The organism is Serratia sp. Nf2 (assembly GCF_003028435.1).
GTDB classification, from domain to species: domain Bacteria; phylum Pseudomonadota; class Gammaproteobacteria; order Enterobacterales; family Enterobacteriaceae; genus Serratia; species Serratia marcescens_L.
In genome coordinates, this window is record NZ_PYTW01000012.1 from 73,207 (window position 1) to 88,156 (window position 14,950).

At 62.0% G+C, this 14,950-nt stretch carries 12 protein-coding genes; 8 read left to right on the forward strand and 4 right to left on the reverse strand.

What is annotated here, in order from left to right; genetic code table 11:
• Window positions 1-212 precede the first annotated feature (212 nt).
• The 3 genes from feoA (at window position 213) to C9411_RS22700 (ending at window position 3,054) form a co-directional block, all read left to right on the forward strand.
• Window positions 213-437 (forward strand): ferrous iron transporter A, encoded by a 225-nt coding sequence (feoA, locus tag C9411_RS22690; protein ID WP_025304553.1) that lies wholly within the window; start codon window positions 213-215, stop codon window positions 435-437.
• Between the two features lie 62 nt (window positions 438-499).
• A complete protein-coding gene (gene feoB, locus C9411_RS22695) occupies window positions 500-2,815 on the forward strand; it encodes a Fe(2+) transporter permease subunit FeoB (protein WP_063991704.1) in 2,316 nt (771 codons plus the stop codon).
• Entirely contained in the window at window positions 2,815-3,054 is a 240-nt protein-coding gene (locus C9411_RS22700; protein WP_063991705.1) for a FeoC-like transcriptional regulator, read from the forward strand. Before feoB ends, C9411_RS22700 begins: the two co-directional genes overlap by 1 nt.
• Window positions 3,055-3,097: 43 nt before the next feature.
• Here the strand turns inward: C9411_RS22700 and C9411_RS22705 are convergent, their stop codons facing one another.
• Together C9411_RS22705 and bioH are read right to left on the reverse strand one after the other, a co-directional pair.
• Window positions 3,098-3,382, reverse strand: a complete 285-nt coding sequence (locus C9411_RS22705; RefSeq protein ID WP_004930765.1) for a YdgH/BhsA/McbA-like domain containing protein — start codon at window positions 3,380-3,382, stop codon at window positions 3,098-3,100.
• Window positions 3,383-3,652: 270 nt separating this feature from the next.
• The gene (gene bioH, locus C9411_RS22710; protein WP_063991706.1) at window positions 3,653-4,423 is read right to left on the reverse strand and encodes a pimeloyl-ACP methyl ester esterase BioH; all 771 of its coding nucleotides are present in this window, start codon (window positions 4,421-4,423) and stop codon (window positions 3,653-3,655) included.
• A gap of 40 nt (window positions 4,424-4,463) precedes the next feature.
• Here bioH and gntX point away from each other — a divergent pair, with 40 nt between their 5' ends.
• Both gntX and nfuA read left to right on the forward strand, forming a co-directional pair.
• A complete protein-coding gene (gntX, locus tag C9411_RS22715) occupies window positions 4,464-5,147 on the forward strand; it encodes a DNA utilization protein GntX (protein WP_063991707.1) in 684 nt (227 codons plus the stop codon).
• A 58-nt stretch (window positions 5,148-5,205) separates the two neighbouring features.
• Window positions 5,206-5,781 (forward strand): Fe-S biogenesis protein NfuA, encoded by a 576-nt coding sequence (nfuA, locus tag C9411_RS22720; RefSeq protein ID WP_025304558.1) that lies wholly within the window; start codon window positions 5,206-5,208, stop codon window positions 5,779-5,781.
• 69 nt (window positions 5,782-5,850) lie between these two features.
• Here the strand turns inward: nfuA and malQ are convergent, their stop codons facing one another.
• Both malQ and malP read right to left on the reverse strand, forming a co-directional pair.
• The gene (gene malQ, locus C9411_RS22725; protein ID WP_107227976.1) at window positions 5,851-7,941 is read right to left on the reverse strand and encodes a 4-alpha-glucanotransferase; all 2,091 of its coding nucleotides are present in this window, start codon (window positions 7,939-7,941) and stop codon (window positions 5,851-5,853) included.
• A 9-nt stretch (window positions 7,942-7,950) separates the two neighbouring features.
• A complete protein-coding gene (malP, locus tag C9411_RS22730) occupies window positions 7,951-10,356 on the reverse strand; it encodes a maltodextrin phosphorylase (RefSeq protein ID WP_063991709.1) in 2,406 nt (801 codons plus the stop codon).
• A 460-nt stretch (window positions 10,357-10,816) separates the two neighbouring features.
• Here malP and malT point away from each other — a divergent pair, with 460 nt between their 5' ends.
• From malT to glpG, 3 genes are all read left to right on the forward strand, one after another.
• Window positions 10,817-13,531, forward strand: a complete 2,715-nt coding sequence (malT, locus tag C9411_RS22735) for an HTH-type transcriptional regulator MalT (protein WP_107227977.1) — start codon at window positions 10,817-10,819, stop codon at window positions 13,529-13,531.
• Window positions 13,532-13,613: 82 nt separating this feature from the next.
• A complete protein-coding gene (glpE, locus tag C9411_RS22740) occupies window positions 13,614-13,940 on the forward strand; it encodes a thiosulfate sulfurtransferase GlpE (protein WP_063991711.1) in 327 nt (108 codons plus the stop codon).
• 171 nt (window positions 13,941-14,111) lie between these two features.
• Window positions 14,112-14,948 carry a rhomboid family intramembrane serine protease GlpG gene (glpG, locus tag C9411_RS22745; RefSeq protein WP_063991712.1) on the forward strand — a complete coding sequence of 279 codons (837 nt, stop codon included), beginning with the start codon at window positions 14,112-14,114 and terminating at the stop codon, window positions 14,946-14,948.
• Window positions 14,949-14,950 lie beyond the last annotated feature (2 nt).

Sequence of the window (14,950 nt, forward strand, 5' to 3'; positions counted from 1 at the left end):
CAAGACAACGCCATCAAAAACTGTCGTCGCCATAATAATTGGTTACAATGCCCTTACTTTTTGTATTGAACGCGATAATGATAATTACTATTATTTGCGCTCATTTTATTGCATGACCTTATGGATGAATACCGCCGACGGCGTGGCATTTTCGCCGGCAACGTCCAATTATCATCAGCCCGATGTTCATCGGCACCCGGAAGGTTAATCACATGCAGCTTCAACCTAAACGCACCTATAAGATTGTCGGCTTTTCCGGTGAAATTGCGCCGGCCTACCGCCAGAAACTGTTATCGCTCGGCATGCTGCCCGGCTCTTCATTCGACGTGGTGCGCGTCGCGCCGCTGGGCGATCCGATAGAAATTAAAACTCGCCGCGTCAGCCTGGTGCTGCGCAGGAAGGATCTGGCACTGCTGCAGCTCGACGGCCAGCCCTGACCTCCGTTTGCCGACGCGCTCTTGCGCCGGCGCTGTTCTCCTTGAAGACGACACGCTGAACTATGAAAAAACTCACCATCGGCTTAATCGGTAATCCGAACTCCGGCAAAACCACGCTGTTCAACCAGCTGACCGGCGCACGCCAACGGGTCGGCAACTGGGCGGGCGTGACGGTCGAACGCAAAGAAGGCCATTTCACCACCCCGCAGTCCGATGTGCGGCTGGTCGATTTGCCCGGCACCTACTCCCTGACCACCATTTCAGAGCAAACCTCGCTCGATGAGCAGATCGCCTGCCACTACATTTTGAGCGGCGACGCCGATCTGCTGATCAACGTGGTCGACGCCTCCAACCTGGAGCGCAACCTCTATCTGACGCTGCAATTGCTGGAGCTGGGCATCCCCTGCATCGTGGCGCTGAACATGCTCGACATCGCCACAAGCCAGCATATCGATATCGACGTCGCCGCGCTGTCGGCGCGCCTCGGCTGCCCGGTAGTGCCGATGATCTCCACCCGCGCCGACGGCATCGGCGTGCTGAAACAGATGATCGACAATCATCACATCAACGAACAGCAGGCGCTGGTGAACTATCCGCCGCTGTTGCTGAAAGAGGTCGCCACGCTGAGCGACGCCATGCCGCAAACGCTGCCGGCGGTGCAGCGCCGCTGGTTGGCATTGCAAATGCTGGAAGGCGACATCTACAGCCACCGGCTGGCCGGTCCCGCCGTCGCGCTGTTGCCTGCGGCCATTCAGGCATTGCAACAGCAGGAGCAAGAAGACCCGGCGCTGGTGATCGCCGACGCACGCTACCAGTCTATCGCCGCCCTGTGCGACGCGGTCAGCAACTCGCAGCAGGCAATGCCCAACCGCCTGACCGAGCTGCTGGATAAAGTGATCCTCAACCGCTGGCTGGGCGTGCCGATCTTCCTGCTGGTGATGTACCTGATGTTCCTGCTGGCGATCAACATCGGCGGCGCGCTGCAGCCGATCTTCGATATCGGCTCGGCGGCGATCTTTATTCAGGGCATTCAGTGGCTCGGCTACACCCTGCACTTCCCCGACTGGCTGACCGTTTTCCTGGCGCAGGGCGTCGGCGGCGGCATCAACACCGTGCTGCCGCTGGTGCCGCAGATCGGCATGATGTACCTGTTCCTGTCCTTCCTGGAGGATTCCGGCTACATGGCGCGCGCAGCGTTCGTGATGGATCGCCTGATGCAGGCGCTCGGGCTGCCGGGCAAATCCTTCGTGCCGCTGATCGTCGGCTTCGGCTGCAATGTGCCGTCCATCATGGGCGCCCGGACGCTGGATGCCCAGCGCGAGCGCCTGATCACCATCATGATGGCGCCGTTCATGTCGTGCGGCGCCCGTCTGGCGATCTTTGCGGTGTTCGCCGCCGCCTTCTTCGGCCAGGACGGCGCCGGGGTGGTATTCTCGCTGTACATGCTCGGCATTGCGGTGGCGATCCTCACCGGTCTGGTGCTCAAATACACCCTCATGCGCGGCGAAGCCTCGCCGTTCGTGATGGAGCTGCCGGTCTACCATGTGCCGCACTTGAAAAGCCTGCTGCTGCAAACCTGGCAGCGCTTGAAAGGCTTCGTGTTGCGCGCCGGTAAGGTGATCGTGGTGGCCAGCATATTCATCGGCGGCCTGAACAGCTTCTCGTTCAGCGGCAAGACGGTCGACAACATCAACGACTCCGCGCTGGCCTCGGTCTCCAAAGTGCTGACGCCGCTGCTGCAGCCGATGGGCGTCCACAGCGATAACTGGCAGGCCACCGTCGGCCTGGTAACCGGTGCGATGGCGAAAGAAGTGGTGGTCGGCACGCTGAATACGCTGTATACCGCCGAGCACATCAACAAAGAGGCGTTCGACGCCGCCAACTTCAACCTGCTTGATGAACTGGGCGGCGCACTGAACGAAACCTGGGACGGCCTGAAAAACACCTTCAGCCTGAGCGTGCTCTCCAACCCGATCGAAGCCAGCAAGGGCGACGGCGAGATGGGCGTCGGCTCAATGGGTGTGATGAGCAGCAAATTCGGCTCCGGCATCTCCGCCTACAGCTATCTGATCTTCGTGCTGTTGTATGTGCCTTGCGTCTCGGTGATGGGCGCCATCGCCCGTGAATCGAGCCGCGGCTGGATGACCTTCTCTATTCTGTGGGGGCTGAACGTGGCCTACTCGCTGGCGACGCTGTTCTATCAGGTGGCCACCTTCAACCAACACCCGCAGTACAGCCTGACGGCGATCCTGGTGGTGGTGCTGGTGAATCTGCTGGTGCTGTTCGGCCTGCGAAGGGCACGCAGCCGCGTCACGGTGCGCCTGGGCAACGCCACGCCGGCGGCCTGTTGCCAGAGCGCCAAAGGGAGCTGTCACTGATGGCCGGGCTGCTGCAGGTGCGCGATGCGCTGGCGCTGCGCGGCAGCGCCCAGGCGCAGCAGCTCAGCCAATCGCTGGCGACGCCGCTGCCGCTGGTGCAGGCGATGCTGGACCGTTTGACGGCGATGGGAAAAGTGGAACGCATCGAACAGGATGACGGCGCCTGTCTGAGCGGCAGTTGCAAACGCTGCCCGCAGGGCCAGGGATGCAGCACGGTGTTCTACCGGCTGAAGGCCTGACGATCAGGGGCGCCATGACGGGCGCCCCTCTGCCGTTCAAGGCTTATTGCTTGTCTTTGTAAACTTCGGCGATGGCGCTGAATTTACCGTGTTCACGGCCTGCCAGGATCACGTAGTATTGACCGCCTTTTTCGTCCGCCAGTTTGGACAGCTCTTCCTTGGCATCCATCGGTGACGTGGTTTCCGCCGTCGTGGTGACGGTGCCGATCTTCTCGTATTTACCCGGATTCTTATCCAGATCTTCCTTGGTCAGCAGGGTTGCCGCCATGGAGCCGAAAGACACCGAACCCAGCACTGCCGCTGCAATAATCATCTTCAATGATTTCATGACACTAACCTCTCAATGGATAATTTATCTGTTATGAAAGCCGTCAAGAATCTATGCGTAGTACCGCAGGCTGCCGCGACATCCTCAGGCCTCGTTGCTTTCCCTGACGGGGCCTGTTTCCCAGAGACGAAACGCCAAAATGAGAAGCGCCGCACGCGGTCTTTTCATTTTGCAGCCAACGCATTGACTCACTAAGTATCGAACAGCTTTGTCTTTTATCCACCCGGCAGCGTTTTTTTTAGCGCTCTATCGTGCGTTTTCCCACCGGATTCAATGTGCTGCAATAAACGCTTCGATCATCGTCACAAATTCATCGGGATGAGAAATAAACGGCGCATGGGCGGCTTTGGCCACGATCTGCGACGCAGAATTCGGCCAGGCGGTATCGAGCAGCTCGGCGACCTTGCGCGGCACCAGCCCGTCCAGATAACCGTAGATCCGCAGCAGCGGCAGCTCCAGCGCGGCCAACGGCGCGCGCAGATCGGCGGTGCGCAGGATCTCCAGCCCGCCGTTCAACACCTCGACGCTCGGCGTCGGCTGGTTGAGCACCACCGCTTTCAGCTGGCGCGCATCCTGACGCGCGCTCTCGGTGCCCAGGGTCTGCAACGCCAGAAAACGCTCGACGGTGCGCTGGAAATCCAGGCTCAACTGATGCTGGAAACCGCTCAGCACGTCCGGGCGGATCCCCGGCCACTCATCGCGGGCGGCAAAGCACGGCGAGGAGGCCACGGTGATAAGCCCCTTGAGTCGCTCGGGCTGCATCAGCGCCGCCTGGCTGGCCACCAGCCCGCCGAGCGACCAACCTAGCCACCAGGCCTGCGGCGGGGCGGCCGCCAGCACGATTTCCGTCATCTGCTCCAGCGACAGGGCACCGAACCCCTGGCTGCGGCCATAACCCGGCAAATCGACCAGGTGCAGGCGAAAATGCGGTGCCAGTCGCGCCTGAATGCAACTCCACACTTCGGCGTTCAATCCCCAGCCGTGCAGCAGCACAAGATCGCGTTCGCCTTCACCTATTGTTTGCCAATACAGCGCTGTCATGGGTTATTGTCCTTTCATGCTTATCCGTCTCGGAGGCTCTATGCTATCAATCCGCAGCCGCTGTTGGCTATGCCGACAGCCGTTGAGCCTGATGCGTCATGGCATCTGCAGCTGCTGCCTGCGCCATCTGCCGGCCCACCCGCCGTGTTGCCCGTGCTGCGGATTGCCCGCCGGGGAAACGCAAATGCCCTGCGGTCGCTGCCTGCAACGGCCGCCGCCCTGGCAGCGGCTGGTGTTCGTCGGCGACTACGTAGTGCCCCTCAGCCAACTGGTAAAGAGGTTCAAGTTTCACCGCGCGCCCGAGCTGGCGCCGACGCTGGCACGCCTGATGCTGTTGCGGTGGCAGCAGGCGCGCAGAGAGCAGAATCTGAACAGACCCGACCTGATTTTAGCGGTACCCTTGCATACATCACGCTGTTGGCGCCGTGGTTATAACCAGAGCGATCTGCTGGCCCGGCCGCTGGCGCGCTGGCTGGGCTGCGTCTATCGCCCCGCGGCCTTGCGCCGGGTGCGCAAAACCGCCTTGCAACAGCGGCTGAGCGCCGGGGCACGCAGCCGCAATTTGCAGCGCGCCTTCGTCTGCACGGCATCGGTTGCCGGCCGGCATATCGCCCTGGTGGATGACGTGGTGACCACCGGCAGCACCGTCGCGGAGATCGCGGCGCTGCTGCGGCGGCAAGGCGCCGCCTCGGTGCAGATATGGTGCGTTTGCCGCACGTTGTAGTGCCACGGCAATGGGCGTATTATAACCGACTATAGAAGTCAACTATTGAGCTAATGCTATGATCCGTATAACAGATACTGCACAGGAACACTTTGCCAAACTGCTGGCAAATCAAGAAGAAGGCACCCAAATCCGCGTATTCGTGATCAACCCGGGCACGCCGACGGCCGAATGCGGTGTCTCTTATTGCCCGCCGGACGCGGTAGAAGCGACGGATACCGAACTGAAGTTCGACAAGCTGTCCGCCTATGTCGATGAGCTGAGCGCGCCGTATCTGGAAGACGCCGAAATCGACTTCGTGACCGACCAGCTGGGTTCTCAGCTGACGCTGAAGGCGCCAAACGCCAAGATGCGCAAGGTCGATGACGACGCGCCGCTGATGGAACGCGTGGAATACGTGTTGCAGTCGCAGATCAACCCACAGCTGGCGGGCCACGGCGGCCGCGTGACGCTGATGGAGATCACCGACGACAACATGGCGATCCTGCAGTTCGGCGGCGGTTGCAACGGTTGTTCGATGGTCGACGTCACGCTGAAAGAAGGCATCGAGAAAGAGCTGCTGCAGAAGTTCCCGGAACTGAAGGGCGTGCGCGATTTGACCGAGCACCAGCGCGGCGAGCACTCCTATTACTGATCCCCGGCGCTCGCGCCGCGGTGGATAACACAATGCCGGAAGGGGGAACCCGTTCCGGCATTGTCGTTTTCACCCCACCGACACCTTGCGTCGCCGTTTGTCCAAATCCTTCAGCAGCCGGTTTATTCGCGGATCGGCGAACATCTCCTCCAGCGTTTGGATCAGCTTGCGCCGCCAGTTAGGGTACTGGTCACTGGTGCCAGGAATATTGACCGGGTCTGCCATGTCCAGCCAGTCTTCCGGCTGCAGGCCGAGCAAGGCGCTGGCGCTGTCGGCGACATAGCGCTGCAGGCCGCGGTTGAGCAGCGGGCTCATGCCGAGCAGCGCCGCCTTCTTGCCCACCTTCTGCGGCACGCAGCCATAGCGATGCAACCCGTCCAGCAGCCCTTGCTTGGCGCGTTCCCGATCGGCGAACAGCTCCCGCAGGATCTCCGCGTCCGGATAGAGCCCCAGCCGGTCGCCGAGCGTCAGATCGCCGCTCTGCCAGTAACCCCGCAGCGTCGGCAGATCGTGGGTGGTGATGGTCGCCATCGCCTGCACCGGATAGGCCTGCGGCGCGCGGAAATGATGTTCGCCGTCGCTTTCGAAGTACAGCACTTTGTAGGAATAGACGCCGCTGTCGCGCAGCTTGCCGACGATCTCCACCGGTACCGTGCCGAGATCCTCGCCGATCACCATGCAGCGGTGGCGCTGGCTTTCCAGCGCCAGCACCGCCAGCAGATCGTCCACCGGGTATTTGACGTAGGCGCCGCGATCGGCGGTTTCGCCATAAGGGATCCACCACAGCCGCAGCAGCGCCATGACGTGATCGATACGCAACGCGCCGCAGCTGGTCATGTTGGCGCGCAAAAGATCGATGAACGGCTGATAACCGCGCGCCGCCATCACGTGCGGATCCATCGGCGGCAGGCCCCAGTTTTGCCCCAGCGGCCCCAGGATGTCCGGCGGCGCGCCGACCGACGCTTTCAGGCAGTACAGTTCACGGTCGCACCAGGTTTCCGCTCCGCCTTCCGCCACCCCGACCGCCAAATCGCGATACAGACCAATCGGCATCTGCTGCTGCCGGCTCTGCTCAAAACACTGCGCAAACTGCGTGCCTGCCAGCCATTGCAGCCACAGGTAAAAGCGGACCGCGTCCTGATGTTCGTCGCAGAATTGCCGCACCGCTTCGCTCTGCCCCCGTTGATAGCGCTCGGGCCAGGCCGGCCACCCCCACTGGCTGGCGTCTTTGGCTGCCAGATGGGCATGCAGCGCGTCGAACGCCGCCTGCTGATACAGGCTATCGCCGCCCTCAGTCACGAACCGTTCGAACGCCTGACGCTGCGCGTCGTTCGGCTTGCGCGCCTGAAACAGCGGGAACGCCAACTTCAGCCCCGCCAGCTTCAGCTGCATCACGGCGGTGTAATCCACCCACTCCGCGGCGCGCGCCTTGGCCAGCTGCTTCTGCGTCGCCGGCGTCTGCCACCAGCGCTGAGCCGCGTCGCTGCGTTGGAAATCCTCCACCGCGTTGACGTCGATATACGCCAGATTCAGCCAACGGCGCGACGAGGGGCTGTAAGGGCTGGCGCTCTCCGGGTTGGCCGGATACAGCGCATGGATCGGATTGAGACCGACGAAGGCACCGCCGCGTTCCCCCACCTGCTCCACCATCAGGCGCAGATCGCCGAAATCGCCAATGCCCCAGTTGCGATCGGAACGCAGCGTATACAGCTGAACGCAGGCGCCCCACAGTTTCTTGCCGGTCAGCAAGGCGTCCGGTTCGAAGCAGCGCCTCGGCGCGACGATCACTCGGCATGGCCACTGCCGTGCGCCCTGGCTCAGCGTCAATTGGTGGTAACCCGCCGGCAGATCGCCCGGCAGAGTCAGGGTCTTGCGCGCGCCGACGCGCCCCTGCAGGCATTCGCCGTCTTCACGCTGCAGCGCCCACAGGTACTCGCCTTCGCCCGCCGGAGTCAGCGCCAGCGGCGCGCCCTGATAGAACACCTTGACCGCCGGTAACGGCGATGCCGCCCCTTCCTGCGCGGCATCGGCCCGGTTCATGGCCGCCAGCAGCTTGCGCTTAGTCTCCGCTTCAATCGCCTGCCGCTTGCCGTGGGCATTGATGAAATCGGCAGCGATCCCCGCCTGCGCTGCCGCCTGATCGATACGCTTGCGATCCATTCGCTCTCCTTAACGTTTGGCTTGCCAGATGCGCTGCTGGTAATCGCGAATCGAGCGATCCGAGCTGAACATGCCGACGCGCGCAGTGTTAAGGATAGTCCGCCGCGTCCACTCGTCCCGATCGCGGTACAGTTCATCGACCCGGCGCTGCGCCTGGCAGTACGAGGCGAAGTCCGCCAGTACCAGATAGGGATCGCCGCCTTCCAGCAGGCTGTGCAGCATCATGTCGAACGCGTGCTTGTCGCCGTGGCTGAACGCGCCGCTCGCCAGCTCGTCCAAAATCGCCTTCAGGTGCTTGTCTTTCTTGCGGTAGCTGAGTGGATCGTAGCCCTTCGCCAGTATCGCCTTCACCTGCTCCACGGTATTGCCGAAGATAAAGATATTGTCTTCGCCCACCTGCTCGGCGATTTCGACGTTGGCGCCGTCCAGCGTGCCGACCGTCAGCGCGCCGTTCAGCGCCAGCTTCATGTTGCCGGTGCCGGAGGCCTCTTTACCGGCGGTGGAGATCTGCTCGGAGATATCCGCCGCCGGGATCATCAGTTCGGCCACCGACACGCGGTAGTCGGGAATGAACGCCACTTTCAGGCGATCTTTCACCAACGGATCGTGATTGATCTTCTCGGCCGCCTGATTGATGGCGTAGATGATGTTCTTCGCCAGGTAGTAGCCCGGCGCGGCCTTGGCGCCGAACAGGAAGACGCGCGGCACGATGTCCAGATTCGGGTTGTCGCGCAGCTGGCGATACAGCGACAGGATGTGCAGCAGGTTCAGATGCTGGCGTTTGTATTCGTGCAGACGCTTGATCTGCACGTCGAAAATCGCATCCGGGTCGAGCGTCAACCCCATCACACCGTGCACGTAATGGGCCAGCGCTACCTTGTTGTCGCGTTTGATCTGCTGATAACGCTGGCGGAACGCCGCGTCGTCGGCGAATTTTTCCAGCCCGCGCAACGCGTCGAGATCGTTCGCCCACTCCACCTTCAGCGTCTCGTCGATCAGGCCCGACAGCGCCGGGTTGCACTGTTTCAGCCAGCGGCGTGGCGTGATGCCGTTGGTGACGTTATGGAATTTGTTCGGCCACAGCTGGTGATATTCCGGGAACAGATCTTTCACCACCAGATCCGAGTGCAGCTGCGCCACGCCGTTGACCGCAAAGCCGCTGACCACGCACAGGTTGGCCATGCGCACCTGCTTGTTGTGGTGCACTGCCAGTTTGGCCCACACCGCCTCGTCGCCCGGCCAGTGCTTATCCACCTGCTTTTTGAACCTGGCGTTGATCTGTTTGATGATGGAGAAATGGCGCGGCAGCAGGCTGCGCACCAGTTTTTCATCCCAGCATTCCAGCGCTTCCGGCATCAGGGTGTGGTTGGTGTAGGCGAAGGTGTTGCTGGTGATCGCCCAGGCCGCCTCCCACTCCAGCTGGTGTTCGTCCAGCAGAATGCGCAGCATTTCCGGAATGGCGATGGTCGGGTGGGTGTCGTTCAGCTGGATCACTTCGTACTTCGGCAGCTCTTCAATCTTGCGGCCGGCCTGATGGTGCTTGCGCAAAATGTCCGCCACCGAGCAGGCGCACTGGAAATACTGCTGCATCAGGCGCAGGCGCTTGCCGGCCTGATGGTTGTCGTTCGGGTAGAGCACCTTGGTCAGCTTGTCGGCTTCTACGCCCTGCTTCTCCGCCTGCAAGAATTTGCCGTCGTTGAAATCGCTCAGGTTGAACGGGTGCTGATGGGTCGCCTGCCACAGGCGCAGCGGCTGTGCCACGCCGTTGCGATACCCCAGCACCGGCAGATCCCAAGCTTCGCCGCGCAGGGTGAAGGCCGGGCGCCACAGTTCGCGGCCGTCGGCCTGCTTTTCCAGCTTGCCGCCGATGCCCACGTCCACCGCCAGCGCAGCGTTGTGGCGGAACCACGGGTAGCTCTCGCGCTGCCAGTTATCCGGCGCCTCTTGCTGCTGCCCGCCCTGGAACGACTGGCGGAACAGCCCGTACTGGTAGTTCAGCCCATAGCCGGTGGCCGGTTGCTCCACCGTCGCCATCGAGTCGAGGAAACAGGCCGCCAAGCGCCCCAGCCCGCCGTTGCCCAGCGCCGGATCGGTTTCCTGCTCCAGCAGATCCGCCAGCTTGACGTCCTGCTCCGCCAGCGCCTGCTCGACGGTGTCGTACCAGCCCAGGTTGATCAGGTTGTTCGCCGTCAGCCGGCCGATCAGAAACTCCATCGAGATGTAGTTCACGTGGCGCAGCGGTTTGGCGCTTTTGCGCGGCGCCGGCTGTGCGGCCAGCTGCTCGGCCAGCGCCGCACTGACGGCTTCCCACCATTGATGTTGCGTCATCTGCTGTGCGGAACTGAGGCCGAACCGTTGCCACTGGCGGGCAAGCGCCGCCAGAAAAGCATCCTTCTTGAGCGTAGGCTGTGACATAAGGAAAACTCTCTATCCAGTAAGTGGGTCAAATTGCCGCTATCGTGCCGGTGAGAAAGCCTGACGGCATCATCCCGCCTGGGGATTAGCTGGGGAGGAGGATTGGGGCGTAGCTGGAATTGTGATCTCAGGCACTTTTTGACTCCCTTGCAACGATGCAAAAAAGCCCGCCAACGCGTGCGGCGAGCACTGAGAACGTTAACCATGACGTTAGCACAAGTATTCGCGCTGCTGAAGTTTTGTCCATGGCCGGAAATGCGATCTGCAACCGCATCGCCGCGCGCCGGTGCCAAACGTAAAAAAGTGTGATCGATAGCAACTTAACTCCAAGCCGATGCGGAAGCTTGTTGCAATACGTTTAGGGTTGGCAGAAGTTAGGGGGAGCTATTAATTACGAACCATAAAATAATTAGCGCCACTCCAATCCCGGCGGGAACCGCGATTTATACCCTGGAATACTATGCTGATCCCATCAAAACTGAGCCGCCCGGTACGGCTGCAAAATACCGTGATCCGCGATCGCCTGCTGGCCAAACTGGCCAGCGCGGGCAACTATCGCCTGACACTGGTCAATTGCCCGGCGGGATACGGGAAAACCACGCTGATCGCCCAATGGGCGGCCGGCAAGGCCGATCTGGGCTGGTATTCCCTGGATGAGAGCGACAACCAGCCGGAACGCTTCGCCAGCTACCTGATCGCCGCGCTGCAGCAGGCCAGCGGCGGCCGCTGCGTCAAGAGCGAGGCGCTGAGCCAGAAACATCAGTACGCCAGCCTGTCGGCGCTGTTCGCCCAGCTGTTTATCGAGCTGGCCGACTGGCACCAGCCGCTGTACCTGGTGATCGACGACTACCACCTGATCACCAACGACGCCATCCACGAAGCCATGCGCTTTTTCCTGCGCCATCAGCCGGAAAATCTGACGCTGATCCTGCTCTCGCGCACCCTGCCGCCGCTCGGCATCGCCAATCTGCGGGTGCGCGATCAGTTGCTGGAAATGGGCACGCAGCAGCTGGCGTTTACCCATCAGGAGGCCAAACAGTTCTTCGACTGCCGCCTGGCGGCGCCGATGGAACAGCAGGACAGCAGCCGCCTGTGCGACGAAGTCGAAGGCTGGGCCACCGCGCTGCAGCTGATCGCGCTGTCGGCTCGCCAGTCCGCCTCGTCGGCCCAGCTGTCGGCCAGGCGCCTGGCGGGGCTGAACGCCAGTCACCTGTCCGACTACCTGGTGGACGAAGTGCTGGACCACGTCGATGCCGAGGCGCGCGCCTTCCTGCTGCGCTGTTCGGTGCTGCGTTCGATGAACGATGCGCTGATCGTGCGGCTGACCGGCGAAGACAACGGCCAGCAACGGCTGGAGGAGCTGGAACGCCAGGGGCTGTTTATCCACCGCATGGACGACACCGGCGAATGGTTCAACTTCCATCCGCTGTTCGCCTCTTTCCTGCGCCAGCGTTGCCAATGGGAACTGGCGCTGGAGCTGCCGGGGTTGCATCGCGCCGCCGCAGAGGGCTGGCTGGCGCTGGGATATCCGGCGGAGGCCATTCACCATGCGCTGGCGGCCAGCGACGTCAGCATGCTGCGCGATATCCTGCTGCAACACGCTTGGTCGCTGTTCCACCACAGCGAACTGGCCCTGCTGGAGGAGTGCCTGAACGCACTGCCCTATGAGCGCCTGATTCAGAACCCCAAACTGGCGCTGCTGCAGGCCTGGCTGGCGCAGAGCCAGCACCGCTACGGCGAGGTCAACACCCTGTTGGAGCGCGCCGAGCGCACCATGCGCGAACAGAAAATCGAGATAGACCAAACGCTGCACGCCGAGTTCGACGCCCTGCGCGCCCAGGTGGCGATCAACGCCGGCAAACCGGAAGAGGCCGAACGGCTGGCGACCGAAGCGTTGAAATTCCTGCCGCTGTCCAGCTATTACAGCCGCATCGTCGCCACCTCGGTGACCGGCGAAGTGCACCACTGTAAGGGCGAGCTGGCGCGCGCGCTGCCGATGATGCAGCAAACTGAGCAGATGGCGCGTCGTCATCAGGCCAACCACTACGCACTCTGGGCACTGCTGCAGCAGAGCGAAATCCTCATCGCCCAGGGCTTCCTGCAGGCCGCTTACGAAACCCAGGACAAGGCGTTCGAACTGATCCGCGAACAGCATCTGGAACAGCTGCCGATGCACGAATTCCTGCTGCGCATTCGCGCGCAGATCCTGTGGTCGTGGTCGCGGCTGGACGAGGCGGAAGACGCGGCGCGCACCGGGCTGAAAATCCTGGCGAACTACCAGCCGCAGCAACAGCTGCAGTGCATCGCCATGCTGGCCAAGTGCTCGCTGGCGCGCGGCGATCTGGACAATGCCAATACCCACCTGCAGCGCTGCGAAACCCTGCTGCACGGCGCCCACTACCATCGCGACTGGCTGACCAACACCGACAAGTCGCGGGTGATCCACTGGCAGATGACCGGCGACACCGCTGCCGCCGCCCAGTGGCTGCGCCACACCGAAAAGCCCGGCATGGCGGACAACCACTTCACGCAGGGCCAGTGGCGCAACATCGCGCGGGTGCAGATCCTGCTCGGCCAGTATGATGAGGCCGGCGTGGTGCTGGATGAGCTGAACGAGAACGCCCGCCGCCTGCGGCTGGTGAGCGATCTCAACCGCAATCTGCTCCTCAGCAACCAGCTGTACTGGCTGCAAGAGCGCAAGGGCGAAGCGCAGCAGGCGTTGATCGAAGCGCTGTCGCTGGCTAACCGCACCGGCTTTATCAGCCATTTCGTCATCGAGGGCGAAGCGATGGCGCAACAGCTGCGCCAGCTGATCCAGCTCAACACGCTGCCGGAACTGGAACAGCATCGCGCCCAGCGCATCCTGCGCGACATCAACCAGCATCATCGGCACAAGTTCGCGCATTTTGACGAGAACTTCGTCGATAAGCTGTTGACCCACCCGCAGGTGCCGGAGCTGATCCGCACCAGCCCGCTCACCCAGCGCGAATGGCAGGTGCTGGGGCTGATTTATTCCGGTTACAGCAACGACCAGATCGCCGGCGAACTGGACGTGGCGGCCACCACCATCAAGACGCACATCCGCAACCTGTACCAAAAGCTCGGCGTGGCCCATCGCCAGGAGGCAGTGCAGCAGGCGCAGCAGCTGTTGAAGATGATGGGGTACGGCGCTTAAAAACCCTGATGTCCCTCTGGTCTTAAACGCCGCAGAGTTGGTTACAATAGCGGCGTCCCCCAATTACGAGGCAGTCAGCAGTATGGAACAGTTCGAAGCGATCAACGTTGAGCAGGCGTACAGCCGCTGGAAAGAGGGCAGTGCCGCCCTGGTCGACATCCGCGATCCGCAAAGTTTTGAAGCCGGGCATACGCCAGGCGCCTTTCATCTCACCAACGCCACCCTGTCGGCCTTTATGCAACAAAACGACTTCGAGCGACCGGTGATGGTGATGTGCTACCACGGCAACAGCAGCCGCAGCGCGGCGCAGTATCTGCTGCACCAGGGGTTCGACGCGGTCTACAGCATCGACGGCGGCTTCGAAGCCTGGGCTCGCCAGTATCCGCAAGACGTGGAAACCTCTGCCTGATTCCCGCCGCCCGCCGCTCGTCGGCGGGCTTTCCCTTCGATTTTATGCGCGTTTTCGCGGGTTTTTCGCAGATCCGTTTGCCAGCGCTCAGGATTTCGACGTTATAATCGGCCGTCAGGGTCGCCGACGAGCAAGCCGCGGCCAAAATCATTCACTTACGACGGAAGAGCAATGGTTAGAGTAATCGCCATATCCAACCCGCGCCTGGCGCTGGCCTTTGTCGACTATATGGCGACCCAGGGCATCCGGCTTGAGCTGCGCAACAGCGGCGAGGCGGCGGAAATCTGGCTGGCCGACGACGGCCACCTCGAACAGGTGCAGCACGAACTGCAGCAGTTTCTGGCCGATCCGCTCAACCGCCGTTATCAGGCCGCCAGCTGGCAGACCGGCCATACCGACGCCGGCCTGCACTATCAGAGCGAATCCTACCTGCACACCCTGCGCAGCAAGGCCGGGCCGCTGACGCTCGGCGTGATGGTACTGTGCATCGCGGTCTACATCCTGATGCAGGCGCTGGGCGACGACACCGTGATGTACTGGCTCTCCTGGCCACAGGACAGCAGCCAATACACGCAGCTGTGGCGCTGGGTCAGCCATGCGTTCCTGCATTTCTCCCTGCTGCATATCCTGTTTAACCTGATGTGGTGGTGGTATCTCGGCGGCCAGATGGAAAAACGCCTCGGCGCCGGCAAGCTGTTCGTGCTGGCGGTGGTGTCGGCCTTCTTCAGCGGCTGGGCGCAATCGCTGTTCAGCGGCGCGCTGTTCGGCGGGCTGTCGGGCGTGGTTTACGCGCTGATGGGCTATGTGTGGCTGACGGGTGAACGGGCGCCGGAGCGCGGCCTGATGCTGCCGCGTGGCCTGATGGTGTTCTCGGTGCTGTGGCTGGTGGCCGGATATTTCGATATTTTAGGAATGTCGATCGCCAACGCGGCACACGTAGCCGGTTTAGTGTTAGGGTTATTGATGGCATTTTGGGATACGCGTCATCGCGCACACAACGAACAATAACA